Below are 23167 nucleotides of genomic sequence, written 5' to 3'. Positions count from 1 at the left end.
CGGTAGCGGTGGACATCGATGCCGGTGTAAACCTTCATCTGGGCCTCCTCCCCCGAGCTCGAGCTGCGTACAACCGTGGAGCCTACGAAGCTCCCTGAGCAGGGGGTCGAGGCCCGACCCTCATATCCTCAAATGTCCCCGGGATGTGGGCGGCGAGTTGTGACCTACCAGTCCGGGCGCCACCAGACGCCCCGCTGCGCCCGCACCTCGGCGGCCTTGGCCCGGGCGGTGGCCACCTCCTCGGAGAGGCCCTCCTCGATGGCCAGCTTGTAGACGATGCTTGCCGCCAGGGCGCCCTGGTCTGCGGTCATGCCGCCGCCGCCCTCCGGCGCACCGTCCACGTAGGGCGAGGGCGGGGGAGCCGGCGCGGCGGGCTGCGCGACCGGGGCCGGGGGTGGGGGAGCGGCCACCGGTGCGGCGGCGGGGGCGGATTCTGCCTCGGCAGCCGCCGATGCCGCCTTCTTGGCCCGCATCTCGGCCGACTTCGCCCGGGCCTGGGCCACCCGCGGGTCGGAGCCCTTCGCCAACTCCTCCTGGTACACCCGCTCCCGGACCACGGCGGGGTCCTCGCCTGGGGCCACGACGGGTGCAGCGGGCGCCGGGGCGGCGGCAGGCCGTGTGGGGGCGGCGGCGGGGGCCGGGCGGGCCGGAGCCACGGAGGCAGCGGGGGCCGCAGGAGCGGCGGGGGTGGCAGGTGCGGGCGGGGCCGCGGCGCTGGCCGCGGCGGCGTGGAGCTCGGCCAGGGAGGCGGCATCCACCGTGAACGATCCCATGCGGTACCGCTCGACCACAAAGGTGATGTCGTAGATCCCGGGCTGCAGCGTCACCGGCACCTGCACGGTATCGGTGAACCGGCGGACCGACTGGTGGCCCCGGACGGAGATATAGGCCGGGGGATGGCGGTAGAGGATCTCGTCGCCGCGGCGGATGGACCACTCCTCGATGTAGGTCCCCGCCGGGCCCACCCACCCGCGGTCCACGATGAAGGGCGCGGTACGGCCGCCCTCGACGGGCAGCCCCGACTCCCAGGAGGCGGTCGCCGGAGCGACCTTGGGCGCCACGAGCTTCAAGAAGTATTCCTCTGGCATTGGCGTGTTCCCTCCACCCGGCCGAAAAGGGGAGCCCTCATAAGCCCAAAACCTGAGGGATGATACAGCCGTCCCTTGGCCGATCTCCAGCAGGTGCCGACGCGTGCGAGGGCCGACCGGTGAGTTCCGGGTCGGTCAACTTCGACGTTGCTGCGGACTACTACGACGGCACCCGCGCCGAAGGGCCGCAGACCCAGGCCCGCGTCATGGATCTGCTGCGCTCAGAACTCGACGGCCGCGGGCGGTGCCTGGAGATCGGCGTCGGCACCGGCCGGGTGGGGCTCCCCCTTGCCGGGTCCGGGGTCCCGCTGGTGGGTGTGGACATCTCGCCGCGCATGGTGGCCCGGCTGGTCGAGAAGGCGGGCGGCACCATCCCCTTCCCGCTGGCGCTCGCCGACGCCACCGCCCTGCCCTTTCCCGAGGGGGCGTTCGGCGGCGCGCTGGCGGCCCACGTGTTCCACCTCATCCCACCCTGGCGCGAGGCGCTGCGCGAGCTGCGGCGGGTGGTCCGCCCGGGCGGGGTGCTGCTGGTCTCGCTGACCGGGGGCCGGCTGGACCCTCTCCACGAGCTTCGGGACCGGTTCGTGGCCGCCGCCGGCATCGAGCGGGCACACGTCGGTGTGCGGGAGCCGGCCGAACTGCGGGCCGCTTTGGAGGAGCTGGGAGCCGTCGCACGAGATCTCCCACCCATCAATGAGGAACGCCCGGTGCGCCCGGAGGACGTTATTGGCCGCTTCGAACGAGGTGAATTCTCGTGGACTTGGCCGATTGCCGAGCAGACCCGGCGCCGCGCTGCGGATGAGGTAAGACGATGGGCACGTGAGGCCTACGGATCGCTCGACGTCCCCCGGCTGACCCAGCGAGCGGTCACCTGGTACGCCTATGACTTTCCGGGCAGAGCGCCATAGCGGGCCGCTGCCCGGCTGAAGAAACGTTCATAATCGGCGGTTATTAGGATTTGCTAAGAACCGTTTAAATCCCCCCGAATTCAGGTACTATTCTCCCGTCGACAACCTGATAACGAAGTGGGGTTTTCGAAAGGGGGACAGAAGTGAAGGCACGGATGTGGGTAGTTGGGGGGCTTGTGGCCGGCATGGCTCTGCTGTCACCGGTGGCGGCATTCGCCGGTGGCGGGGGCGACGGGGGCGGCGGCCTGCTGGGCAACATCAACCTGCCGATCCTCGGCGGCGGTGCGCCGCTGGGCGACGGTGGGGCGCTCGGGGGGGTCCTGGGCAACGGCTGCAAGGAGGACGAGCTGGTTTCGGTCGGCGGCGACGCCGGTGTGGTGGGTGTGAACCTCGCCGGTGACCTGGACACGGACCACGGCCTGCTGAGCCTGGGCAGCAACCAGGAAGACGACCTGGTGTCCGTCGGCGGCGACGCCGGCCTCGTCGGCCTGCTGGGCAACGACCCTGACCTGTTCCGCGAGGGTCTGCTGGGCGTGACCACGCACTGCCGGAGCGACGGCTAGGCATCCACAGCTAGTTGCCGGAAGCGCAGACGGCCCGAGTGCACACCCGCCTCGGGCCGTCTCGCGTTTCCGCTAGGGTCCATCTGGAGGCTCCAAACGGAGGGAAACCGGTGAAGCAGCGGATACGGACGGGGATATGGGCGGCCGTCGTGCTGGCGGCCCTGCTCGTGCTGGCAGCGTGTAGCACACAAGCCAGCAACAACGGCGCTCCGGCGGAGCTGAACATCGGGGGGACGCCCTCGCCAGCCAGCAGCAGCGACGGGGTCGCCACAGTGAACCTGGGCGGCACGCCGTCACCCGGTTCGACCTCGGCCTCGGGGGCCAAGGGCACCAAGGCCACGCCCAAGGCCAGCTCAACGGCCAAGGCCAAGGCGGGCGCCACGCCCAGTGGCTCCACCGGCCAGGGAGGCTCGACCGGGAACGGGAACGGCGTCACCTACAACCAGGGGACCTTCACGATCACCCACCCGACCCCGGGCAGCACGTTCAGCTTCCCCGGGCAGATCGGCGGGAACCCGACCCCGCAACCCACCTCCATCAAGGCCAGCCCGACCCCCACGGCGTGCACCCTGCCCGGGGCGCCGGCCACCAACGGTGTCGGCGTGACCGCCGTGCACCTGGACTCGGTGGACTCCAGCGGCGTGGCGCACGGCCCGCAGACCACCTTCTCCGCGGCAAGCGTGCACTCGATCCTGGTGGTGGCCACCCTCGACCCGTCGGTCAACGTGACCGGCACGGTCATCACCTATGCCCAGCTGCTGTGCTCCAACGTGGAGAGTACGCAGGACCTGACGTTGTCCGGGCCCACCTCCACCGGGCAGCTCTACATCCGCTTCGACACCCCGACCGGGCAGAGCTTCCCCACGGGCAAGTACCGCCTGATCCTCTACGTCAACCCGTCCACCGCCAACAGCCAGCCGGCGCAATACATCGACTACATCATCAACTAGCTCCGGGTACGGGCCGGCACCGGCGTAGAATGCCCGCCATGGCAAGCCCACCCGTCGTGCGGGGTGATCCCAAGACCACCGCGGAGTACTACCACCAGACGTGGCTGGACTACCGCATGCTGTGGCTCAACCCGTCCAACCGGGCGATCCACTTCGGGTACTGGGACGAGACCACCCACAACCACTCCGAATCGCTCCTCAACATGAACCGGGTGCTGGCGGCCAACGCCCGGCCGCAGCCCGGCATGCGGATGCTGGACTGCGGGTGCGGGGTGGGGGGGACCGCCATGTGGATGGCTGAGCATCACGACGTCAGCGTCGTCGGGATCACGGTCACGCCCGACCAGGTGGCCCGGGGCAACCGCTACGCCGCCGAGCGCGGCCTGGGCGACCGGGTGCGCATCGCCCTGCAGGACTACACGCAGATGGCCCTGCCGGACAACACCTTCGACATCGTGTATGGGCTGGAGAGCATCAACTACGCCCGATCCAAGAAGCAGTACCTCTCCGAGGCCTTCCGGGTGCTGAAGCCGGGCGGGCGCTTCGTGGTCCAGGACGGCTTCCGGGCCGACCGGGCGCTCACCCCCGCCGAGCACCGCCTGCAGGAGTCCTGGCTCGAGGGCTGGGTCGTGCCCCACCTCTCCTCGCTGCCTGAGTTCGCCGGCTATGCCGAGGAGGTGGGTTTCGTCGACGTGACCCAGCGGGACTGCACCCCGAACGTCGAGCGCTCCTGCCGGCGCCTGTACCGGGTCACGATGGCGTGCTACCCGATCGCCGCCGGCATGCACCGGGTGGGCCTGCGCAGCGACATGCAGCACGGCAACGTCCGCGCTGCCCGGGACCAGTACCGTGCCCTGCGCCAGGGGATCTGGGGCTACGGGATCGTAACCGGCAACAAACCCTAGGTCCGGCACCGAGACTCACCCCGAGCTCCGGCCCCCGGGCACCCACAGCCCCCCTCCATGACGGGCGCCGCGATAATGGCGCCCGATGATTTCCCCATGATGCTCGCCTCCCCGTCGACCGCCGGAGTCGCCGGCCTCGCCATCGCTTTCGCGGCCGGTGTGATCTCCATTGCCACGCCGTGCTCGCTGCCGTTGATCCCGGGCTACCTGGCCTACATGAGCGGGGTGTCGTCCGGGGAAGGGCGCCAGACCAAGCGGGTGATGGGCGCGGCCGCGCTCTTTGTGTTCGGCTTCGCCGTCGTCTTTACCGCGCTGGGGGCCACCGCCTCGGTGCTGGGCTCGTTCCTGCTCCGCCAGCTCCCGCTGTTCATCAGGATCTCGGGTGTCTTCGTGATCCTGATGGGGCTGGCCTCACTGGGTGTGCTCCGGCTGCCCTTCCTGTACCGGGAGAAGCGCTTCGACCTGAGCAAGATCCGCCGGGGCCCGGGCGGGGCGGTGCCCCTCGGGATGGCATTCGCCTTCGGCTGGACGCCGTGCGTCGGGCCGGTCCTGGGCGCGATCCTGGCGGTCTCGGCCAATACGACGACGGCCGCCCGCGGGGCGCTGCTGCTGTTCGTCTACTCGCTCGGCATGGGCATCCCCTTCCTGATCTTCGCTCTGGCGTACTCCCGGGCGGGCAAGACGTTCGGCTTCGTGCGGCGCCACGCCCGGGGCATCGAGCTCACAGGCGGCATCCTGCTGGTCGGCATCGGTCTGCTGCTGGTCACCGACACCTGGCAGCAACTGCTGGCCCCGGTGGTGAACCTGTTCGTCCGCCATCACTGGACGCTGTGAGCGACGCTGTGGGCGGCGATCCAATCCCCGAGCCCCCGGCCCCCCGGAAGCCCTGGGTCGCCCTGGTTGCCACGCTCCTGGTGGTCGCGGCGGTGGTTGCGGTCGTGGTGGTGCTGCACGCCCAGAAGGTCACGCCCTTCCTGCCCGCCGCCGAGCGTGACTGCGGCGCCGCCAAGGCGCTCATCGCACCGGGCGGCACCCTGCCGATGGACTGCGAGGTGAAGGACCTCGCCAGCAACCACGTCATGACCCTGGCGCAGTACAGTGCCGGCAAGCCGATGGTGATCAACTTCTGGGCAAGCTGGTGTGAGAGCTGCATCCAGGAGATGCCCGGCCTCCAGCAGGTGTACAAGGCTGCGGCGGGCCAGGTCTCCTTCCTGGGCCTCGACCTCCTCGGTGTGCAGGGCGAGATCGCCTCCTACGCCACGCAGTTCGCCCACCAGCGGGCGGTGACCTACCCCCTGGCCTACGACGACAACGCCCTGCTGTACAGCCGGGTGGTGCTGCGCTTCCTGCCGCCCACCACCGTCTTCGTGAAGCCGGACGGGACGATGGTCGAGGCGCACATCGGCGAGCTGACCCCCGAGGAGCTGCGCACCTTGATCGCCACCGACCTCGGCGTGAAGGTGGCGGCGTGAAGGGGGCGGCATGAAGCGCTACACGCGCCGCGAGGCGCTCCACGCCGGGCTGCTGGGCGCCGGCGCCCTGGCGGTCGGAGGGCTGCTGGAGGCGTGCGGCAGCTCGGCGCGGGTCGCCAAGGCGGCATCGATCAACAAATTGCTCCAGGCGGAGAAGGCGGCGGGGGACAAGACGCTCCAGGCATTCCTGGCCGGTCAGGACTACGTGTCGGGGGTGGACAACTATGTGGGCATCTTCCTCGCTCACGCCGGCGCCAACGGGACGCGGATTTTCAAGGACAACGCCCGGGTGTGGTTCAGCCCGACCGCCAACCAGGACACCAGCTTCACCCCGACCGGGCCGTTGGTTGCCCCATGGTACGGGTACGCCCAGGCCGAGCCCGGGCCGGCCACTCCGAAGGGACTCAATGCCGTGCACTTCACCTTCGACCGGGTGGGCTACTGGACGCTCATCGTGGAGACCACATCGGGGGAGAACCTCATCGGCACCACCGCCTTCCAGGTCAACGCGCAGGGCCACACCAACACCCTGATCCAGGGGCAGAAGGCGCACCCCACGGTAACGCCCACGGTGGCCAATCCCGCCGGCGTCAACCCCATCTGCACCCGCACGCCGCCGTGCATGATGCACGACATCACGCTGGCGGACGCCATCAGCAACGGCAAGCCCACGGCATTCATCGTCGCCACCCCGGAGTTCTGCCAGTCGCGTAACTGCGGCCCCAGCCTGGACGAGCTCATCACGGTGCAGACCAAGTACAAGACCCAGGCCAACTTCGTCCACGCCGAGGTCTACCTGAACGCCCAGCAGGCAGGATCCCAGAACCCCCAGCTCACCCCCGCCATGACCGAGTGGGGGCTGCTCAGCGAGCCGTGGTTGTTCATGATCGACAAGACCGGGGTCATCGCGTCCCGGTTCGAGGGCGGCTTCACGGCGGACCTCGCCGAGGCGGCGCTGAAGCCCCTCCTCTAGCTGGGTGGCATAGAGCTGCATGCCGAGCACCATCACGCCGCGGACCCGGCGGGTGCTGCGCCTGCTGGCCTTCGCCGTCGTGCCCGGGCTGTTCATCGTCGTGCTCGCGGTGGGCCTGGTGCGCACGACCACGCCCCACGCCCTGCAGAACACCCCCGCCCCCGCCTTCACCGCCCAGCAGATCATCGGCGGCGGGAGCCTGTCGTCGGCCGACCTGGCCGGGACGCCGGTGGTGATCAACTTCTGGGCCTCGTGGTGTGCCCCGTGCATGGAGGAGGCGCCGACGATGGAGGCCATGTACAAGCGGTTCCAGGCCCAGGGGGTGAAGTTCATCGGGATCGACTACGAGGACATCGACCTCGACGCCACCATCTTCGAGCGGGACAACGGCATCACCTACCCCAGCCTGCGGGATCCCCAAGGCACCCTGGCTTCCAAGTTCGGTGTCCGGGGGGTGCCGGAGACCTTCTTCATCGACAGCCGGTACCGCTTCTATGCCATCGGCCAGGGGGACCCGGAGGGGACCAGGAACGGGACGAAGATCGTGGGGCCGATCACTCCCCAGGAGATGGTGAGCCAGATCACGGCGATGCTGGCGGTGCAGCCGTCGCCGGCCCCCTCGGGGACTCCGTCCCCGTCGCCGAGCGGGGCAGGTGCAGGCTGAAGGTCGTCCCCGACCCGACCACGCTCGCCACCTCCACCCGGCCGCCCAGCGCCACCGCCAGATCGCGCACGATGGCTAGTCCCAGCCCGGTGCCGACCGGTTGGTGGCTCTGCGCCTTAGCCCACAGGTAGGAACGTTCGAAGACGTGGGGCAGGTCGCCCGGGGCGATGCCCGGACCGGTGTCGGCGACCTCCACGATCACTTCGTCCGGCGTCGCCCGGGCCGTGAGGGAGATCGATCCCCCGGCGGGTGTTACCCGGAGGGCATTATCGATCAGGTTGCTGGCAATCTGGCGCACCCGGAGGGGGTCAGTGACCACCGTGACGCCACCGAGGTCCGCCCCGGCGCGCAGCACCACCCCGGCGGCGGCCGCCCGGGCGGCGTGGGTGGCGACCGCCTCGTCCAGGGTGGGCCCCAGGCTGGCCGCGCGCCGGTCGAGGCTGAACTCGTGCGCGCCCAGGCGGGCGAGGTCGATCACGTCCCGGACCAGCAGCTCCAGACGGGCTGCCTCGTCGCCGATCACCCGGACCGCCTCGGCCTCGCCCGCGGCACCCCGGGCGGTGCCGTCCGCCAGGGCCTCGGCGTAGCCCCGGATGGCGGTGATGGGCGTGCGCAGCTCGTGGCTGACGTTGGCGAGGAACTCGTGCTCCCGCCGCCGGGCCTCGGAGAGGGCCTCCGACATGGCGTTGAATTGCTGGGCCAGCTCGGCAAGCTCGCCGGCCCCCTCGACCGGTACCCGCTGGGTCAGGTCGCCCGCCCCCACCTTGCGGGTGGCCTCCGACACCCGGCGGAGCGGGTCTGCCAGGCGTCGGGCGACCCACAGCGAGGCGGCGATGGCCACCAGCACCGCCAGTGCCCCGGCGAGGAGCACCCGCCCGATCACCGGTTTCCACACCGTGGCTGCCAGGCCCACCGGCCGGGCGAGCACGACGGCCGACACCGCTCCCCGCGCCCGGCGGCCGGGCACCGGCTCGGCGACGTAGACGTAGTCCCCCTGGGGGACCTGCACCGTGCCCTGGACCGTCCTGCCGCCCACCGCCGGGGTCAGGTTGATGGCCCGGGCGACGGCGATCGCGATGGTGTCCTGGCCCAGGATCTGGCCGGCGGGCGTGACGTACACGACCCGGTCCCCAGACCCGGTGAGCAGCGTCTTCAAGGCCGCGGTGAGGGCGGGCTCGGGTGCCTTGCCGGAGGACTCCAGGCTGACGGTGTCGGCCGCGGCGGCGGCGCCCTGGCGGCTGAGCTGGTCCAGGGCCTGCTGCTCGGCGTACTGGCGCACCAGGTAGAAAGTGATGAGGGCGGTGCCCGCCACCGAGAGGGCGGCGGTGATGCCCAGGGTGCGGGCCAGCCGGGCCCGCACGCCCCACCGGCGGCGCGGCATCAGGCCTCGGCCTTGTAGCCCACGCCGCGCAGGGTCTTCACGATCTCGGCTCCGTCGCCCAGCTTGGCCCGCAGCGACCGGACGTGGGAGTCGATGGTGCGGGTGTCCACCGGCCGGTCGTAGCCCCAGACCTCCTCGAGGAGCCGCCGCCGGGACACGACGACGCCCTGGTTGCGGATCAGGAAGGCGAGGAGGTCGAACTCCTTGGCGGTGAGCTCCACCACCCGGTCGCCGGCGTGCACCACCCGCCCGGCGGGATCGACCCGCACCGAGCCCAGGGCGAGGACCTCGGCGGTGGGGGCGCGGGCCGCGGGCGCCTCCGGGGGGCGTTCGGCCACCCGGCGCAGGACGGCCTTCACCCGCGCGACCAGCTCCCGGGGGCTGAAGGGCTTCGTCACGTAGTCGTCGGCGCCCAGCTCCAGGCCCACGATCCGGTCCACCTCCTGGTCCCGGGCGGTCAGCATGATGATCGGCGTGCGGTTGGTCGCCCGGAGGCGGCGGCACACCTCGAGCCCGTCGATCCCCGGGAGCATCACGTCGAGGATCACGAGGGCGGGGCGCAGTGCCTCGGCCCGCTCCAGGGCCTGCAGGCCGTCGCCCGCGGTCACCACCTCGAAGCCGCTGTCGGTGAGATAGAGCGTGAGGAGCGAAGCGATGCTGGGCTCGTCCTCGACCACCAGGATGAGGCCTGCAGGGGCCCCGGCGTTCATGCCCGGATGATAGATCGGCGGGGCCTCCCCCCCGGGTCCAAGCCGGTCCCGGTCCGGGTCCCCAGGCATGCTTCAGGGTTGTGCCGGCTTTGCTTCGGGGCAGCGTCGGCGGGTAAGCTGCCCCGGTTCCCCGCCCCAGGATGGTCCGGCTCGGGCCCCCTTGGGGCGTACTCATGGCGTACTCATGGCGGAGTCATGCCCGGGGCGGCCCCTTCGGCTGCCCGTCGGTTCCCAGCCCAGAGGTGGCAGATGATGATGAGCGCGGCGAGGTTGCGGTCCGCTGGGGTGGCCCTGGCGCTCGGCCCGCTCGCCGCGGTGTGCCTGGCGGGGTGCTCGACGGCGAAGAAGGCGGTGCACGTGCAATCCAGCCCGACGCCCTCGCCCGCCGAGTCCTCCGAAGCCGCTCCGACTGCGCCCTCACCCACCTGCCCGCTCACCGGCCAGCCAGCCCCCTCGGGCGTGCCGAACCGGCCGGTGTACGCCGTCAAGGTGCCCAACGACACTGCCCAGGCCAGGGGCTTCCAAACCGGCCTGAACAGCGCGGACATCGTCTATGAGGAGCCGGTCGAAGGGGGCATCACGCGGTTCATCGCCCTGTACCAGTGCCGGGACGCCGCCCGTATCGAGCCGATCCGCAGCGCACGCTTCGTCGATCTCGACGTCCTGCAGCAGTACGGCAAGGTGCTCTTCGGCCATGCGGGCGGGATCGCCCAGGTGATCAGCGACGTCAGCGCCGCCGCCGCCTCCGGCCGGCTGATCGACGCCAACTACTCCGGCACCCCCTACCAGGGGGACTACCACCGGGACACCTCCCGGGCTGAGCCGGACAACCTGTACACCTCGACCGCCGAGATCTACAAGACCGCGGGCACCACCGGCTCCGCCCCGGCGCCCGTGTTCACCTTCTTCTCGGCGACCTCGACGGTCACCGCGACCGCATCGGCCGCCGCGGGGGTGTCGGCGACGGTCGAGCCCGGGTCGGGCGCCGGGTCGGTGGTCACCGTCCCGTTCTCCGCTCCGGCGTACAACCCGACGTGGACCTGGAACGCCGGCCAGGGCGTCTACCTGCGCAGCTACGGCTCGTCGCCCCACAAGCTGACCGACGGCTCCCAGATCCAGGCCGCGAATATCGTCATCCAGCTCGTGTCGGTGACCCCCAGCCAGTACGCCGAGGACATCACGGGGACGAAGGAAAACCTCGTGGGCACCGTGGGGACCGGCAAAGCTGTCGTCTGCCGCCTGGGGGCGTGCGTGACCGGGACCTGGAGCCGCCCGGCGCTGAGCAGTGTCACGCAGTACCTCGACCCGTCCGGGGCGCAGATCCCGCTGCAGCCGGGGTCGACCTGGGTCGAGCTGGAGCCGAACACGCAAACGCCGTCGATGTCGTGACGGCCCCGGTGCCGTACCGGGCCCGTTGCAGAGAGGGGAACGCCGAGAGATGAGCACGCCCACCACCTCGATGCCGCGCGCGGGCCGCCTGCCCGGACTGCGGTGGTTCGCCGGAACCGCGGCTCTGCTGATGGCCCTTGCGGCCTGCAGCGGGAAGAGCTCGCCCACCGCCAACAAGAAGGGGGGCGGGGCCTCGCCGACGTCGTCTCCGGCCCCGCCGCCGGTGTGCCCGCTGACCGGCGTGGCGCCCTCGGGCGGGTCGGTCCCGAACCGCCCGGTGCTGGGGGTCAAGGTGGAGAACGCGCCCGAGGCCCGGCCGCAGACCGGTCTCAACACCGCCGACATCGTCTACGAGCAGCCGGTCGAGGGGGGCATCACCCGGTTCCTGGCGATCTACCAGTGCTCCGACGCCGCCCGGATCGAGCCCGTGCGCAGTTCCCGGCTGCAGGACATCGACCTGCTCCAGCAGTTCCCCAAGCCCCTGTTCGGCAACGCCGGCGGCAGCCCGCCGACCGAAGCGGCGATCACCAACGCCGTGAAGGCCGGGATCCTGGTCAACATCGACTACAGCGGGGCGGGCTACTCCCGGGATGCCGCCCGCAACAACGACGTGCACAGCCTCTACACCTCGACCTCCGCCCTGTACGGGCGGTCCGACGCCAAGGGCGCCGGGGGGGTACCGACCCCGATCTTCACCTTCTCGGCGACCCCCACGGCCGGGGCGCCGGGAGGTGCCGTGCACGTCAACTTCTCCCAGTACTCGAATGTGACCTGGAAGTACGTGGCTTCATCGGGCGTGTACCAGCGCTTCTACAACGGGACCCAGCCGGCCAACGAGTCCGACGGCTCGCTGATCTCCACCACCAACATCGTGATCCAGATGGTGCCGGTGACGATGAGCTCGTTCATCGAGGACCCCAGTGGCTCGCACCAGCCGGTCCCGACGCTGACCGGCACCGGACCGGCCGTGGTCTGCCGTCAGGGGACCTGCGTCAGCGGCGTCTGGAGCCGGTCGGCCCTCACCAGCCCGACCGCCTTCAACGACGCCACCGGGCAACCGATCCAGCTGGCGCCGGGGCAGACCTGGGTGGAGCTGGCGCCGTCGTCGGCGACCGGGCCGACGGCGATCCCGGTGGCCCAGGTGACCGAGACGGCGTCGTAGTTCGGGCGGGCCGGCTTGCCGCTGCCCGTCGCGGTTCCCCCTACCGGGGGACGGGGCCGAGCCTCTCCCAGTAGGCCTCCCGGGTGCCCATGGCGGGGCCCGGGTTCGTTGCCCGGGAACGCTGCTCGCTTGTCCGGGTGAAGGCGGCGAGTTCCTGGCGGTAGGCCTCCTCGCCGGCCGCCTTGGCTGCGGCGAGGCGTTCCCAGCGGTCCCGGAATGCGTGCGCCGCCAGGCGCTCCACCCGCTCGGCCTGGGCGGACGGCCAGAGGTCGTGGGCCTCGGGCGAGACCGCCCAGTCGGCGGCGCACAGCTCGACGGGGACCTGGTAGGTGCGGGCGAGGGTACTGGGGAGATCGCCGGGCCAGCCGAGAGGTTCCTGCGGCGGGAGGCTCTCCTTGACGAGCCACAGGTGGCGGGGGATGCCGAACTGCGCCCGGAACCCCCGGGCTGCCGGGATGACCCGGCCCCACAGGGCTACCTCTCCTACCACCAGTGGCTGGCTGAGGTCCGGGTGGGCCAGGTCCTGGAGCGTGGGCAGGTCGACGGCGGCGTAGAGGCCGCACGGGCAGTTGATGCCCGGGGGCGGCTCGGGGTGGGCCTCATTTTCGGGGAGGTCGCAGCGGGCCTCCAGGGCCGCGCCCGGGGGCCAGGTCTTGAAGCGGCTCAGGGACGCCAGCCAGCCGCCCTCGGCCCGCCAGTAGCGCCAGCCCACGAGCGGCTCGATCGAGTCGGGGGCGAGGAGATCGAGAAGGTCGCTCACCGGCCGGGGACGGGTTCGGGGACCCTCTCGGGCGTCGGCTGCGGTCGGCGCTGGGGTTCCTGCCGCTGGGGTTCCTGCCGCTCGGGTTCCGGCACGGCGGCGGGCACCGGGTCGTCGATGGGCTCGATGACGAAAGGCGGACCCTCGGGGCCGATCTCCATGATGCCGCTCGAGTCTAGCCGGGCCCCGATGTAGACGGTCAGAGGCCGAGAAGGGCCGGCAGGTCGTCCCATGCGTAGAGCACGGCGTCGGCCTCCTCATCGCCCACGCAGTCCTCCGGCAGCCAGTCGTCGTCGTGCACGCCGGCGAAGCGGATGGCCGCCATACCCGCCGCCCGTGCACCGGCGATGTCGGTGCGGCGGAGGTCGCCGATGTGCACGGCATCCCGGGGGGCGGATCCGGTGGCGTCGAGAGCGGCCCGGAACATGGCCGGGTCCGGCTTGGGGACGCCAAACTCGTCGGAGAAGAAATAGTGGTCCAACGCAAGGCCATGGCGCTCGAGTGCCGCTCGAACGCAGCGCGACGGGGTGAAGCCCGTGTCGCAGATGAGGGCGGTGGGGATGCCCGCCCGGCGCAGGGCCTCCAGGCTCCGGCCGGCGCCCTCCACCTCCGCGGTCCCAACCTCCAGGGTGCCCATGGCGATGGCCTCGGCGAGCTCCTCGATATGAGCCGCGTCGGTGGGGAGGCCCAGGTCCTCGAGGCACCACCGGGCGGCGCCCTCCGGGCCGAAGAGCCCCCCCTTGCGCCAGACCTCGACATGGACGTTCCAGGAACGGTCGATGACCGCGACCGCAGCCTCGTGCTCGAGCGGGCTGCCGAGGCGGGTCGCGAGGGCGGCCAGGGCGGCGGCGCGGCGCAGCCGGGCGCCGCCGGAATCGAGGTCGCGCAGGAGGGTGGACCAGCAGTCGAAGGTGACCGCCGCCGGGGGCTGGGGGAGTGCCATGCGGGCACAGTGTCCCACGGGGCGGTGCTTTCCCTGACCGGACCGTCCTCGGCGAATTTCTTCTCCACATTTCGAAAACCCCCCGTTTTTTGTCGTACCCCCTCCGTAGCATCGGGGCTGAGGAGCGACAGCTCCGCCTTTGACTCGAGGGAGAGCGATGATGACGGTAGGACTGTTCGCGCTGGCGGCGGCCATCCTGGTGGCTGCCGTGCTGCTCCGGCGCCGCCCGGCCCCCGGCCCGGACGGGGACGCGGCGGCCCGTACCCTCCAGACCCGCCTGGACCAGACCGCTACCGCCGTGAACCAGCTGGCCGGCAAGTTCGAGGAGCGCCGCCGCCTCGAGGAGCAGGCAACCGACGCGGTGGGCCGCATCGAGCGGCTGATCGCCGGCTCCTGGTCGAAAGGCCGGATCGGCGAGAACCTGCTCGCCGCCGCCCTCGGCGAGTTCCCGCCCGACATGGTGGAGCGCGATTTCACCGTGGGCGGCCGGGTGTGCGAGTTCGCCCTCGTGCTGCCCGGAGGCAAGGTTCTCCCCATCGACTCCAAGTGGCCGGCCACGGCCCTGGTGGACCGTCTGGCCGGGGAGACCGACCCCACTGCCGCCGAGGAGGCCCGCCGGCAGGTCGAGCGGGCGGTGGTCGGGCATCTCCGGGAGGTAGCGGGCTACATCGAGCCCTCGCTCACCGCGCCGTTGGCGGTGATGGTCGTCCCCGACCCGGTGTACGCCTGCTGCCGGCGGGCGCACCGGATGGCCAAGGACCTCCGGGTGCTGCTGGTCTCCGGGTCATTGGCCGTCCCGGTGCTGATGGCGGTGTGGAACCTGTACAGCACCTACGCCCGCGACCTGGACCAGGCCCAGCTGCTCGGCCGGGTCCAGGAGGTGGGGTGCTGCCTGCAGGAGATGGGGGAGCGGATCGAGGGTCAGCTCTCCCGGGGCCTCAAGATGGCGGGCAACGCCGCCGCCGAGCTCCGGGCACTCGTCGTCGGTGCCCGCACCTCTCTGGACGGGCTCTGGTCGCGGGACGAGATGGGCGCACGCGTGGGAGGCGAAGATTGACCCGGACCGGATGGCCCCCTAGGGTCTTCTTGGATGAGGAGGCTCTGATCGAGGTCGAGCGGGAGCTGGTGCCCGAGGCCCCACCCGAGGAGTTGGCCAGTGTGGCCGACGTCACCGGGCCAGGGGCAGACGGCCCCGGAGCCCCGGATGCCCCCGAGCCACTGACCGCCGACGCCCCGGAACCCGCCGGCCCCCCGGCCGCGGTCAACGGGCTGGGTGTCCCCGACTGGCTGGTCCAGCCGCTTGTCGACGCCGCGGTCGGCGGGCTGGAGACGATGCTGCGCACCGACCTCCCGCCCCGGCTCGCCCCGCTTGCCGGCCGGCGCCACCCGAAGCTGTCCCGGGCGAACCGGGATCTGCTCCTCGGCTCCCTCGGCCGCCACGCCAAGTTCACTGAGGCGGTCTACGACCGGATCTTCGAGGAGTCCGACGAGGAGGTCGGGCGCCTGGAGGGGCGCAGCGTCGAGGAGGTGATCGCCAGGGTCGAGGATGGCGATCTCGAGGCACCGATCGCGGTTTCGCTCCTCTTCGCCACCGAGCGACCCGACGACGCCACTGCGCTGGCGGACTGGGCCATCCAGCGGGGAGCGGGCTCGGACACCTTGACCGGGATCATTGACACCCTGGCCCGGGAGAACCTGGAGGCCCAGGAGCGGCTGCGCCGCCTGGAGCAGGAGCTGGGGGCCGAGCGCCGCTCGCGGCGGGGGCTGGAACGGCGGATCGAACGGGCGTCGGCCGCGGCCGAGGCGGCGCGGGCAGACGCGCACAGCGCCGAGTCCCGGGCGGGCTGGACCCAGGTGGAGCGCAACGCCGAGGCGGCCCGGGCCGCCGAGCTGGAGGCCCAGGTCGCCGGCCTGCAGGCGGCCGTGGACGCCGCCCGCCGGGAGCGGCGCGACCTCCTCGCCGAGCAGCAGGACCTGCAGAGCCGGTACCAGCGGGCTCGCCAGGAGCTGCGTGAACTGCGCACCCGGATCCCGGTACCCGCCCCGGGCCCGGTCTTCGCCCTGCGCCCCGCCGAGGCGCCCCCGACCACGGCGGAGTTGCGCGACATCTACCTCGCCCTGGGCACGAGAGGCGTCCTGGAGACCAAGCACCTCCTGCTCATCGTGGACGGGTGGAACGTCGGGTTGGGCCACGTGGCTGCCGAGAAGCTGGAGGACAAGCGCCGGGTCCTGGAGCAGGCGCTGGAGCGCTACGCCGCCCGTACGGGGAACTCGGTGATGGTGGTCTACGACGGGCACAAGGTGTCCTGGTTCTGGATGCCGAGTACCGGCCGGCGCACCATCGCCCGGGTCTTCACCCAGGACCAGACCGCCGACGATTTCATCGTCGAGGAGCTGGCCGAGCAGTCGGGCCGGGCCGAGGCCCCGGTGGTGGTCACCTCCGATCGCGAGCTCCGCCACCGGTGCATCGACCAGGGGGCCTTCGTGGTGTCCTCCGAGGACCTGGCGGGCTTCCTACGATGGTGAGCCCGTGGCGATCCCGGTGGTGAGCCCGGTGGTGAGCCCGGTGATGCTGGGTGCGCCGGCCCTCGACCAAGCCCAGGCGGCCGTCGTCGCTCACGATGGCGGCCCCCTCCTGGTGCTCGGCGGGCCGGGGACCGGCAAGACCACCGCGCTGGAGCGCAGGTACCTGCGGCTTGCCTCCCAGCCGGGCCTCGCCCCCCACCGGATCCTCCTCCTGTGTACGAACCGGCGGTATTCAATGGAGGCCAAGGAGCGGCTGTTCGGTGCGCTGGACCGGAGCGCGGTCGTCGATATCCCGGTGTACACCTGGCATGCGCTCTGCTACCACCTCGTCACCCGGCACTACCCGGCCCTCGGCTACCGGGAGCCCCCGGTGCTGCTCACCGGCCCCGAGCAGTGGGGCAAGGTCCGGGAGCTGCTCCACGCCCAGCAGCCGCTCGACTGGCCCACCTGGGGCGACCGGCTGCGGGACCGGGCGTTCGTGGACGAGGTCGCCGACTTCTGCCTCCGGGTGACCCAGCGCCTCATGAGCCCGGCCGACCTGGAGGCGCTCGCCGCCCACCGCCCGGAATGGCGGGAGGTCACCCGCTTCTACGCGGTGTACACCCAGGCGCTGCTCCGGGAGGCCCGGCTCGACTACGCCGGCCTGATCGCCGCCACCGTCCGCATGCTGGAGGGCGACGCCGAGCTCCGCACCCGCCTCCGGCAGCGGTTCCCCCATGTCCTGGTGGACGAGGCGGAGGAGCTGAGCCGGGCGCAGCGCCAGCTGCTGGGCCAGCTTGAGGTGGCCAACCTCACGGTGGCCGCCGACCCCGACGCCGGCATCGAGGCCTTCCGCGGGGCGGAGCCCGAGTGGGTGCTCGGCTTCGAGCGGTGGTTCGGCACCAGCCACCGCATCGTGCTCGGCACCCATCACCGCCTGGGGGTCCCGCTCGCCCCAGCCGCCGAAGGGATGGCGGCGTACAACGATCCCTTGACCGGCTGGCGCCCGGCCCTCGCCGCCCCGCACGCCACCGAGTTCGAGTCCCGGCAGTACGGCAGCACGGCCGAGGAGGTCGATCAGATCGCCCGGGAGTTGCGCCGCGCCCACGTCTTCGATGGCCTGGCGTGGGACGCCATGGCGGTTCTCCTCTCCCAGCCCGCTTTCCTGCTCGGCTCGCTGCAGCGGGCGCTGACCCGCTGGGAGGTGCCCTACGTGACGCTGGTGGGGGACCGGCCCCTCAGCGCCGAGCCGGCCGTGGGGAGTTTCCTCGACCTCGCCCGGTTCGCTTTCCAGGAGGAAGGATGGGAGGCGGTCCTCCCCGGCCTGCTCGCCGGACCGCTCGGGGGCTTGGGGTACACCGGTCGCAGGCGCCTGGAACGCCTGGCGTGGCAGTCGGGGCGTTCGCTCCCTGAGCTGGTGGAAACCCTGGAGGAGCCGGCCGAGCTGGACACCCTCCGGGGGCTGCGGGACCTCGTCCGGCGCTGCGCCGACGACCCCGAGCGCTGCCTGTGGGAGGTGGTTGCCGCCGCCCCGTACTACCGCGGGCTCCGGGAGCAGGCCGCGGCCGAGCCCGGCGGGGAGGCGGCAGCCCGGCTTGACGCCATCTCGGCGTTCGCCCGGGCGCTGGGTCGCTTCGTGGAGCGGCGCCACGGCGTCGCCACGCTGCGGGACTTCCTGAACGAGGCCGCCCGGGCGGACTTCGGCGCCGACTCCTGGCTCCCGCCGCCCGCCGAGCAGCGCGGCCGGGTGGCCCTGCTGTCCTTCCACGCAGCCAAGGGCCGGGAGTGGGACACGGTGATCGTGGCCGGCTGCCTCGACGCCTGGATCCCCAAGGGCCGCCGGGCGCAGGGCCTGTTCGACCCTCTCGCCCTCGAGATCCCCGAGATCACCGACCGGGAGGTCGAGGCGGTGGCCGCCGATCGCCGGACGTTCTTCGTCGCTGCCACCCGGGGTCGCCGGCGGGTGCTCTTCACGGTCTCCCGCACCGTGTCCGGTCGGGGCCGGCCCAGCCGCTTCCTCAGCGAGCTGGGGGCGGACCCGGTCGCCGCGCCCCCGCAGGACCTGCCCGCACTGACCCACGCCGAGCAGCGCGCCCGGCTTCGGGCCACGCTGGAGCGGGCCGCCGAACCTGAGGCCCAGGCCGCCGCCGCCGTTGCGCTCGCCGAGCTGCCCGGCTGCGATCCCGACCGGTGGTACGGGCGCTGGGGATGGTCCGAGGGCCCGGTGCCGGTGGAGGAGGGCGAGCTGCGCACCTCCTATTCCCGGCTCAGCATCTATGACAACTGCGGGCTGCAGTACTTCCTGACCTCGGTGCTCGGTCTCGACCCGACGTCCACCCACTCGATGAAGTTCGGCACCCTGATGCACGCCATTTTCCAGGCGGTGCACGAGGGCCAGCTGACCACCCCGCCCGAGGTGCTGGCGGAGTACCGCCGGCGCTTCGACGCCCTCGAGCCCGCCTTCCCCAACCGCACCATCGCCCGCCAGTTCCGCCGGGACGGGGAGCGCATGCTCGAGGTCTTCTGGACCTACGAGCGCCCGCGCACCGTGGTGGCTGTGGAGCGCTGGTTCGACATCCCCTTCGGCGGCTCCCGGCTCCGGGGGCGCATCGACCGGGTGGACCGGTTGGGCAGGAACCTGACCCTCACCGACTACAAGACCGCCAAGTGGGCCGCCAGCCTGGACGAGGCGCAGCACTCCCTCCAGCTCGCCATCTACCACCTCGCCGCCCGGGAGGACCCCGAGCTCGCCGAGATGGGTGCCCCGGTCGCCGCCCGCCTGGTCTACCCGGGGGCCACGTGGGCCGACGGCAAGCCGGTCGTGCGCACCCAGAACCCCCAGCAGGCCGAGGAGGTCCTGAAGGGCCTCCCGGCACTGATCGCCGGCGTCAGGGCGGAGGACTTCGCCCCGTCGCCCGAGGCCGACTGCATGTGGTGCGCGGTCAAGGCGCTGTGCCCGCTGTGGCCGCAGGGCGCCGAGCTGGAGGTCGGGCCATGAGCCGCCGGGCCTCCGCCGCCGTCCGGGCGGCACTGCGGGACCACGAGCCCAGCGAGGAGCAGTGGGCCGCCATCGAGCACGCCCCCGAGCCGGTGGCCATCATCGCCGGGGCGGGGAGCGGCAAGACCGCGGTGATGGCCGCCCGGGTGGTGTGGATGACCGAGGAGGCGCTGGTCTCGCCGGCGCAGATCCTGGGGCTCACCTTCACCAACAAGGCCGCCGCCGAGCTGGAGAGCCGGATCAACGACGCCTTCGGCGAGTTCGATCCCCGGCCCTCGGAATCCCCGGTCATCGCCACCTACAACGCCTTCGCCGACGCCCTCCTCCGGGAGCACGGCGTGCGGATCGGCATCGATCCCGAGGTGGGCCTGCTGTCCGAGGCCCAGCGCTGGCAGCTCCTCCTGTCCTGCTTCGACACCCTGCCCCCGTTCGACGCGGTGGACTCCCGCTCGCCGGCCTCGATCTGCCGCAGCGTCCTCGGGCTGGCCGACGCCGCAGCCAACCACCTGGTCACCCCCGAGGCGATCATCGAGGAGGACCAGCGCGTGCTCGCCGACGCCCTGCAGTTCCCGGACGAGGCGGTCGTCTGCTCCCGGCGGCGGATCGAGCTGGCTCGGGTGGTGCGGGCCTACCTGGACGCCAAGGTGGCCTCCCGCCGGATCGACTTCGGCGACCAGGTGACCCGGGCGGTCGAGATCCTGGAGCGCCACCCGGTGGTCGCCACCGATCTCCGCAACCGTTTCCCGGCCGTCCTGCTGGACGAGTACCAGGACACCAATGTCGCCCAGCGCCGCCTCATCCAGCTGCTGGCGCCCACCGGCAGCAACGTCACCGCCGTCGGCGACGCCCGCCAGAACATCTTCCAGTGGCGGGGTTCCACGCTGTTCAACCTCATCGACTTCCCCACCCGCCATTTCCTCCGGATCGCGACGGGGGGTGGAGGGGAGGCCCACGACTACCTGACGCTGTCGGAGAACTACCGCAGCGGGCGCAAGATCCTGGCGGTGGCCAACCGGCTGATCGAGCGGGTGCCGCCGGGCCGCCGGCCCGGCCGGGAGCTGCACGCCCATCCCGCCAACGGCGAGGGCTGGGTGGGTGTCAAGCTGACCGCCGACCAGGACGCCGAAGCCGCCTTCATCGCCCGCGAGATCGAGCGCCTGCACAGCGGCGGCGAGCCCGGGGCCTGGTCCGAGTGCGCCATCCTTGTCCGCCGCAAGGCCCACATCCGCCCGATCCACGACGCCCTGCGCGAGCGGGGGATCCCGGTGGACGTCGTGGGCCTGGCGGGCCTGCTCGAGGTGCCCGAGGTGCTGGATGCCATCGCCTGGCTGCGGGTGGTGAACGACCCCGGCCCGGCCTCGAACCGGTGGCTCGCCCGGCTCCTGCTGGGGCCGCGGCTGCGCATCCACTACCGGGACGTCGCCCTCCTGGCCCGGTGGGCCGCCAAGCAGACCCGGGACCTCACCGAGCAGGCCCGGGTCCAAGCCGAGGAGGGCGAGCCGGCCCCCGACCGGGGCATCGAGCCCGAACCCGACGAGGTGGCCTACTCGTTGTGGGAGGCCCTCGACCACGTGGAGGAGATCGACCGCCTGGGGCCCGAGGCCCTCCGCCGGCTGCGCCGGGTTCGGGGCGAGATCGCCACATTGCGGCAGCGGCTGGGGGAGCCCCTGCCCGAACTGGTCCAGGCGGTGGTGCGGGAGACCGGCATCGCCGAGGCGCTCGAGACCCGGGGGCCGGCGGGCCTGGTGAATATCACCGGGTTCTTGTCGGCGGTGGCGGCGTTCGCTCCCGTCACCGGCGAGCCGTCGCTGCCCGCCTTCCTGGCCTACCTCGACGCTGCCGAGGAGGTCGAGGAGACGCTCGACATGGCCAGCCCGAGCGACATCGACTCGGTGAAGCTGATGACGGTGCACCAGGCCAAGGGCCTGGAGTTCGACGTCGTGTTCGTGCCCGGGGTCGCCGCCCGGACCAATGACAAGGGCGACCGGGTGGACTCGATCTTTCCGGACGAACGGGTATCCAACCCGATGACCTCGCACGGCCAGTTGCCACACTCGGTGCGGGAGGACGCCGCCCACCTGCCCAGCCCCTGGCTGCCGGACGGGCGGCCCCGGAAGAAAGCCGAGCTGCTGGCAGAGCTGCGGGAACGGGCGGTGGAGGACGAGCGCCGCCTGTTCTATGTCGCCGTGACCCGGGCCCGCCACCGCCTGTATGTCACGGCGGCCTGGTGGTACCAGCGCCACGGCAAGCCCCGGGGGCCATCGCAGTTCTTCGACGAGGTGGCGTCGGACCCGGAGACCGTGACTCTCGAGGCCGACGCCATGCCAGCCGAGAACCCGCTGCTCGCCCGCCTCGGGGCGCTGGCGGTCTGGCCACCCGACCCCCCGCACCGCCTGCGGCCCGACAGCTGGTTCGCCGGGTGGTCTGCGCCCGGCGATGGGGCCGGGGCTGGGGCCGGGGCTGGGGCCGGAGATGCCCCGGCGAGCTACCCGGCGGCACTCGACGCGCTGGTCGCCCGCACGCTTTCGGCCGAGGGCGTGCTGGGGCGTCTCGACCCGGCCGCCCGGCTGCGGGCCGAGGAGCTGCTCCGGGAGCACCGGGCGGTGGCGGACGCCCTGGTCGCCGACCCGGGGGACGGCGCGCACGCCCCCCGGACGCTGCCGAAGTCGGTCTCCGCCACCCAGGTGGCCGGGATGCTCGCCGCGCCCCCGGGCTGGGCACCGGACCGGGCCCCGGGCGGGGGCGCCCGGCCGGAGGACGCCGGGGCGCCGGCGCCTCCTCCTCTACGGACCTCGGCCGCTGCCCGGGTGGGCGTCGAGGTGCACCGCTGGATCGAGGAGCAGGCCCGGGGCCTCACGGGCCTGGCGGACGAGGAGTCCCTCGATGCTCCCTCCCTGCCACTCGAGCCCGCCCGGGTGGGCGAGCTGCGGGAGACGTTCACCGCCATGGGCTTCCCCAGCCGGCGCCTGGCCCGGCTGGATTCGGGCGAGCCGATGGCCGAGCTCCCCTTCCTGCTGAAGGTCGGGGGCCGGGTGGTGAAGGGCCGGATCGACGCGGTCTACGAGACCGAGGACGGCGGCCTGGAGGTCGTCGACTTCAAGACCGGCCAGCGGGTGGCCGGGGCCGAGGTGGACCAGCTGGCCATCTACGCCGCCGCCCTCCGGGAGCTCGGGGTGGCGGGGCCTGGCCCGCTCACCGTGACCTACTGCTACCTGGCCGACGGGACGACCGAGAGCCGGACCCTGACCGCCGAGCAGGGGGCCGAGGCTCTGGCGGCAGTGGCGGCCCGCCTCGCCGACGCCCCGGGCTGAGGTTCGGTGGGACGGGGGCCGGAGACCCTCCGACCCGTCCGCCTGCCCGCCGCCGGGGACCCACCAGGTTCCTCCCGGACGTAGGGACGGGAACGGGATCAGACGGTCTCCCGCACGTCCCCGCCTCGGCCCGGGGCGCCCAGCCGTCGAAGTGGGGGACAAATGTCCCGGTATCCGGGACAAAAGTCCTCCACCTCTGGGTATGGGGGCGCGGGGAGCGCCGGCACGGGGGTGAACCGTCTACGCCTTCCGGCGCTTGGGCTTCGGTGCCTTCGCCGGCTCGGCGGGCAGCGATTCCTCGGCGGCCCGGTCCGCCCGGTGGCGCAGCATCGCGTCGGGGTGTTCGGCCCAGTAATGGCGCCGGGCGGCCGGCCCCACCGACCAGCCCTCCGGGACCTCGATGGTTGCGCCGCATGTCCTGCAGGTAGCCATGACGACCTCCTCTCTGGCGAGACTGCCGTCAGGCTACGGATACCCTATGACAA

At 72.2% G+C, this 23167-nt stretch carries 20 protein-coding genes; 14 read left to right on the top strand and 6 right to left on the bottom strand.

All coding sequences use genetic code 11. From position 1 onward, the window contains the following. Nucleotides 1–164 precede the first annotated feature (164 nt). The gene (locus VFW71_00940; GenBank protein ID HEU5001331.1) at nucleotides 165–1070 is read right to left on the bottom strand and encodes a hypothetical protein; all 906 of its coding nucleotides are present in this window, start codon (nucleotides 1068–1070) and stop codon (nucleotides 165–167) included. 137 nt (nucleotides 1071–1207) lie between these two features. Between VFW71_00940 and VFW71_00935 the strand changes: the two genes are divergently transcribed. The 8 genes from VFW71_00935 (at nucleotide 1208) to VFW71_00900 (ending at nucleotide 7523) form a co-directional block, all read left to right on the top strand. Then, the gene (locus VFW71_00935) at nucleotides 1208–1996 is read left to right on the top strand and encodes a class I SAM-dependent methyltransferase (protein HEU5001330.1); all 789 of its coding nucleotides are present in this window, start codon (nucleotides 1208–1210) and stop codon (nucleotides 1994–1996) included. Nucleotides 1997–2181: 185 nt separating this feature from the next. Continuing rightward, nucleotides 2182–2559 carry a hypothetical protein gene (locus VFW71_00930; protein HEU5001329.1) on the top strand — a complete coding sequence of 126 codons (378 nt, stop codon included), beginning with the start codon at nucleotides 2182–2184 and terminating at the stop codon, nucleotides 2557–2559. A 110-nt stretch (nucleotides 2560–2669) separates the two neighbouring features. Beyond that, complete coding sequence (locus VFW71_00925) at nucleotides 2670–3509, top strand: hypothetical protein (GenBank protein HEU5001328.1); 840 nt, start codon at nucleotides 2670–2672, stop codon at nucleotides 3507–3509. 38 nt (nucleotides 3510–3547) lie between these two features. Further along, nucleotides 3548–4414: a class I SAM-dependent methyltransferase gene (locus VFW71_00920; GenBank protein HEU5001327.1), complete on the top strand. Its 867-nt coding sequence runs from the start codon at nucleotides 3548–3550 to the stop codon at nucleotides 4412–4414. A 96-nt stretch (nucleotides 4415–4510) separates the two neighbouring features. Further along, a complete protein-coding gene (locus tag VFW71_00915) occupies nucleotides 4511–5248 on the top strand; it encodes a cytochrome c biogenesis CcdA family protein (protein ID HEU5001326.1) in 738 nt (245 codons plus the stop codon). Continuing rightward, a complete protein-coding gene (locus VFW71_00910) occupies nucleotides 5245–5886 on the top strand; it encodes a TlpA disulfide reductase family protein (protein HEU5001325.1) in 642 nt (213 codons plus the stop codon). Before VFW71_00915 ends, VFW71_00910 begins: the two co-directional genes overlap by 4 nt. Nucleotides 5887–5896: 10 nt before the next feature. After that, nucleotides 5897–6859 (top strand): hypothetical protein, encoded by a 963-nt coding sequence (locus tag VFW71_00905; protein HEU5001324.1) that lies wholly within the window; start codon nucleotides 5897–5899, stop codon nucleotides 6857–6859. Nucleotides 6860–6878: 19 nt separating this feature from the next. After that, complete coding sequence (locus VFW71_00900; protein HEU5001323.1) at nucleotides 6879–7523, top strand: TlpA disulfide reductase family protein; 645 nt, start codon at nucleotides 6879–6881, stop codon at nucleotides 7521–7523. Here VFW71_00900 and VFW71_00895 read toward each other — a convergent pair. Together VFW71_00895 and VFW71_00890 are read right to left on the bottom strand one after the other, a co-directional pair. After that, entirely contained in the window at nucleotides 7441–8904 is a 1464-nt protein-coding gene (locus VFW71_00895) for a HAMP domain-containing sensor histidine kinase (GenBank protein ID HEU5001322.1), read from the bottom strand. The two genes, VFW71_00900 and VFW71_00895, sit on opposite strands and share 83 nt — an antisense overlap. Then, complete coding sequence (locus VFW71_00890) at nucleotides 8904–9614, bottom strand: response regulator transcription factor (protein HEU5001321.1); 711 nt, start codon at nucleotides 9612–9614, stop codon at nucleotides 8904–8906. Before VFW71_00890 ends, VFW71_00895 begins: the two co-directional genes overlap by 1 nt. A gap of 270 nt (nucleotides 9615–9884) precedes the next feature. Between VFW71_00890 and VFW71_00885 the strand changes: the two genes are divergently transcribed. Beyond that, complete coding sequence (locus tag VFW71_00885) at nucleotides 9885–11003, top strand: DUF3048 domain-containing protein (protein ID HEU5001320.1); 1119 nt, start codon at nucleotides 9885–9887, stop codon at nucleotides 11001–11003. 49 nt (nucleotides 11004–11052) lie between these two features. Then, nucleotides 11053–12165 (top strand): DUF3048 domain-containing protein, encoded by a 1113-nt coding sequence (locus tag VFW71_00880; protein HEU5001319.1) that lies wholly within the window; start codon nucleotides 11053–11055, stop codon nucleotides 12163–12165. Between the two features lie 40 nt (nucleotides 12166–12205). Here VFW71_00880 and VFW71_00875 read toward each other — a convergent pair whose 3' ends face one another. Beyond that, on the bottom strand, nucleotides 12206–12925 hold the full coding sequence (locus tag VFW71_00875) for a hypothetical protein (protein ID HEU5001318.1): 720 nt from the start codon (nucleotides 12923–12925) through the stop codon (nucleotides 12206–12208). 199 nt (nucleotides 12926–13124) lie between these two features. Further along, nucleotides 13125–13868, bottom strand: coding sequence for an HAD family hydrolase (locus tag VFW71_00870; GenBank protein HEU5001317.1), 744 nt, complete (start codon nucleotides 13866–13868; stop codon nucleotides 13125–13127). 157 nt (nucleotides 13869–14025) lie between these two features. Here VFW71_00870 and rmuC point away from each other — a divergent pair, with 157 nt between their 5' ends. Genes rmuC through VFW71_00850 form a run of 4 tightly spaced genes read left to right on the top strand, consistent with a single transcriptional unit; the run spans nucleotide 14026 to nucleotide 22682 of the window. Next, complete coding sequence (gene rmuC / locus VFW71_00865; protein ID HEU5001316.1) at nucleotides 14026–14925, top strand: DNA recombination protein RmuC; 900 nt, start codon at nucleotides 14026–14028, stop codon at nucleotides 14923–14925. Nucleotides 14926–14954: 29 nt separating this feature from the next. Next, the gene (locus VFW71_00860; protein ID HEU5001315.1) at nucleotides 14955–16394 is read left to right on the top strand and encodes an NYN domain-containing protein; all 1440 of its coding nucleotides are present in this window, start codon (nucleotides 14955–14957) and stop codon (nucleotides 16392–16394) included. Nucleotides 16395–16398: 4 nt separating this feature from the next. Continuing rightward, nucleotides 16399–19371, top strand: a complete 2973-nt coding sequence (locus VFW71_00855; protein ID HEU5001314.1) for an ATP-dependent DNA helicase — start codon at nucleotides 16399–16401, stop codon at nucleotides 19369–19371. Continuing rightward, entirely contained in the window at nucleotides 19368–22682 is a 3315-nt protein-coding gene (locus tag VFW71_00850) for a UvrD-helicase domain-containing protein (protein HEU5001313.1), read from the top strand. The genes VFW71_00855 and VFW71_00850 overlap by 4 nt, the downstream gene beginning before the upstream one ends. Nucleotides 22683–22922: 240 nt before the next feature. Here the strand turns inward: VFW71_00850 and VFW71_00845 are convergent, their stop codons facing one another. Continuing rightward, nucleotides 22923–23114 carry a hypothetical protein gene (locus VFW71_00845; GenBank protein ID HEU5001312.1) on the bottom strand — a complete coding sequence of 64 codons (192 nt, stop codon included), beginning with the start codon at nucleotides 23112–23114 and terminating at the stop codon, nucleotides 22923–22925. Nucleotides 23115–23167: the final 53 nt, after the last annotated feature.

Source organism: Actinomycetota bacterium, from assembly GCA_035765775.1.
GTDB lineage: Bacteria > Actinomycetota > CADDZG01 > JAHWKV01 > JAOPZY01 > DASTWV01.
This window is presented reverse-complemented; position numbering and strand designations above follow the sequence as displayed.

Bases quoted from the DNA above. Each gene is read 5' to 3' on its own strand.
- VFW71_00915 (HEU5001326.1), top strand. From the start codon at position 4,511: ATGATGCTCGCCTCCCCGTCGACCGCCGGAGTCGCCGGCCTCGCCATC.
- VFW71_00870 (HEU5001317.1), bottom strand. From the start codon at position 13,868: ATGGCACTCCCCCAGCCCCCGGCGGCGGTCACCTTCGACTGCTGGTCC.
- VFW71_00850 (HEU5001313.1), top strand. From the start codon at position 19,368: ATGAGCCGCCGGGCCTCCGCCGCCGTCCGGGCGGCACTGCGGGACCAC.
- VFW71_00930 (HEU5001329.1), top strand. From the start codon at position 2,182: ATGGCTCTGCTGTCACCGGTGGCGGCATTCGCCGGTGGCGGGGGCGAC.
- VFW71_00880 (HEU5001319.1), top strand. From the start codon at position 11,053: ATGAGCACGCCCACCACCTCGATGCCGCGCGCGGGCCGCCTGCCCGGA.
- rmuC (HEU5001316.1), top strand. From the start codon at position 14,026: ATGATGACGGTAGGACTGTTCGCGCTGGCGGCGGCCATCCTGGTGGCT.
- VFW71_00900 (HEU5001323.1), top strand. From the start codon at position 6,879: ATGCCGAGCACCATCACGCCGCGGACCCGGCGGGTGCTGCGCCTGCTG.
- VFW71_00845 (HEU5001312.1), bottom strand. From the start codon at position 23,114: ATGGCTACCTGCAGGACATGCGGCGCAACCATCGAGGTCCCGGAGGGC.
- VFW71_00920 (HEU5001327.1), top strand. From the start codon at position 3,548: ATGGCAAGCCCACCCGTCGTGCGGGGTGATCCCAAGACCACCGCGGAG.
- VFW71_00895 (HEU5001322.1), bottom strand. From the start codon at position 8,904: ATGCCGCGCCGCCGGTGGGGCGTGCGGGCCCGGCTGGCCCGCACCCTG.
- VFW71_00905 (HEU5001324.1), top strand. From the start codon at position 5,897: ATGAAGCGCTACACGCGCCGCGAGGCGCTCCACGCCGGGCTGCTGGGC.
- VFW71_00890 (HEU5001321.1), bottom strand. From the start codon at position 9,614: ATGAACGCCGGGGCCCCTGCAGGCCTCATCCTGGTGGTCGAGGACGAG.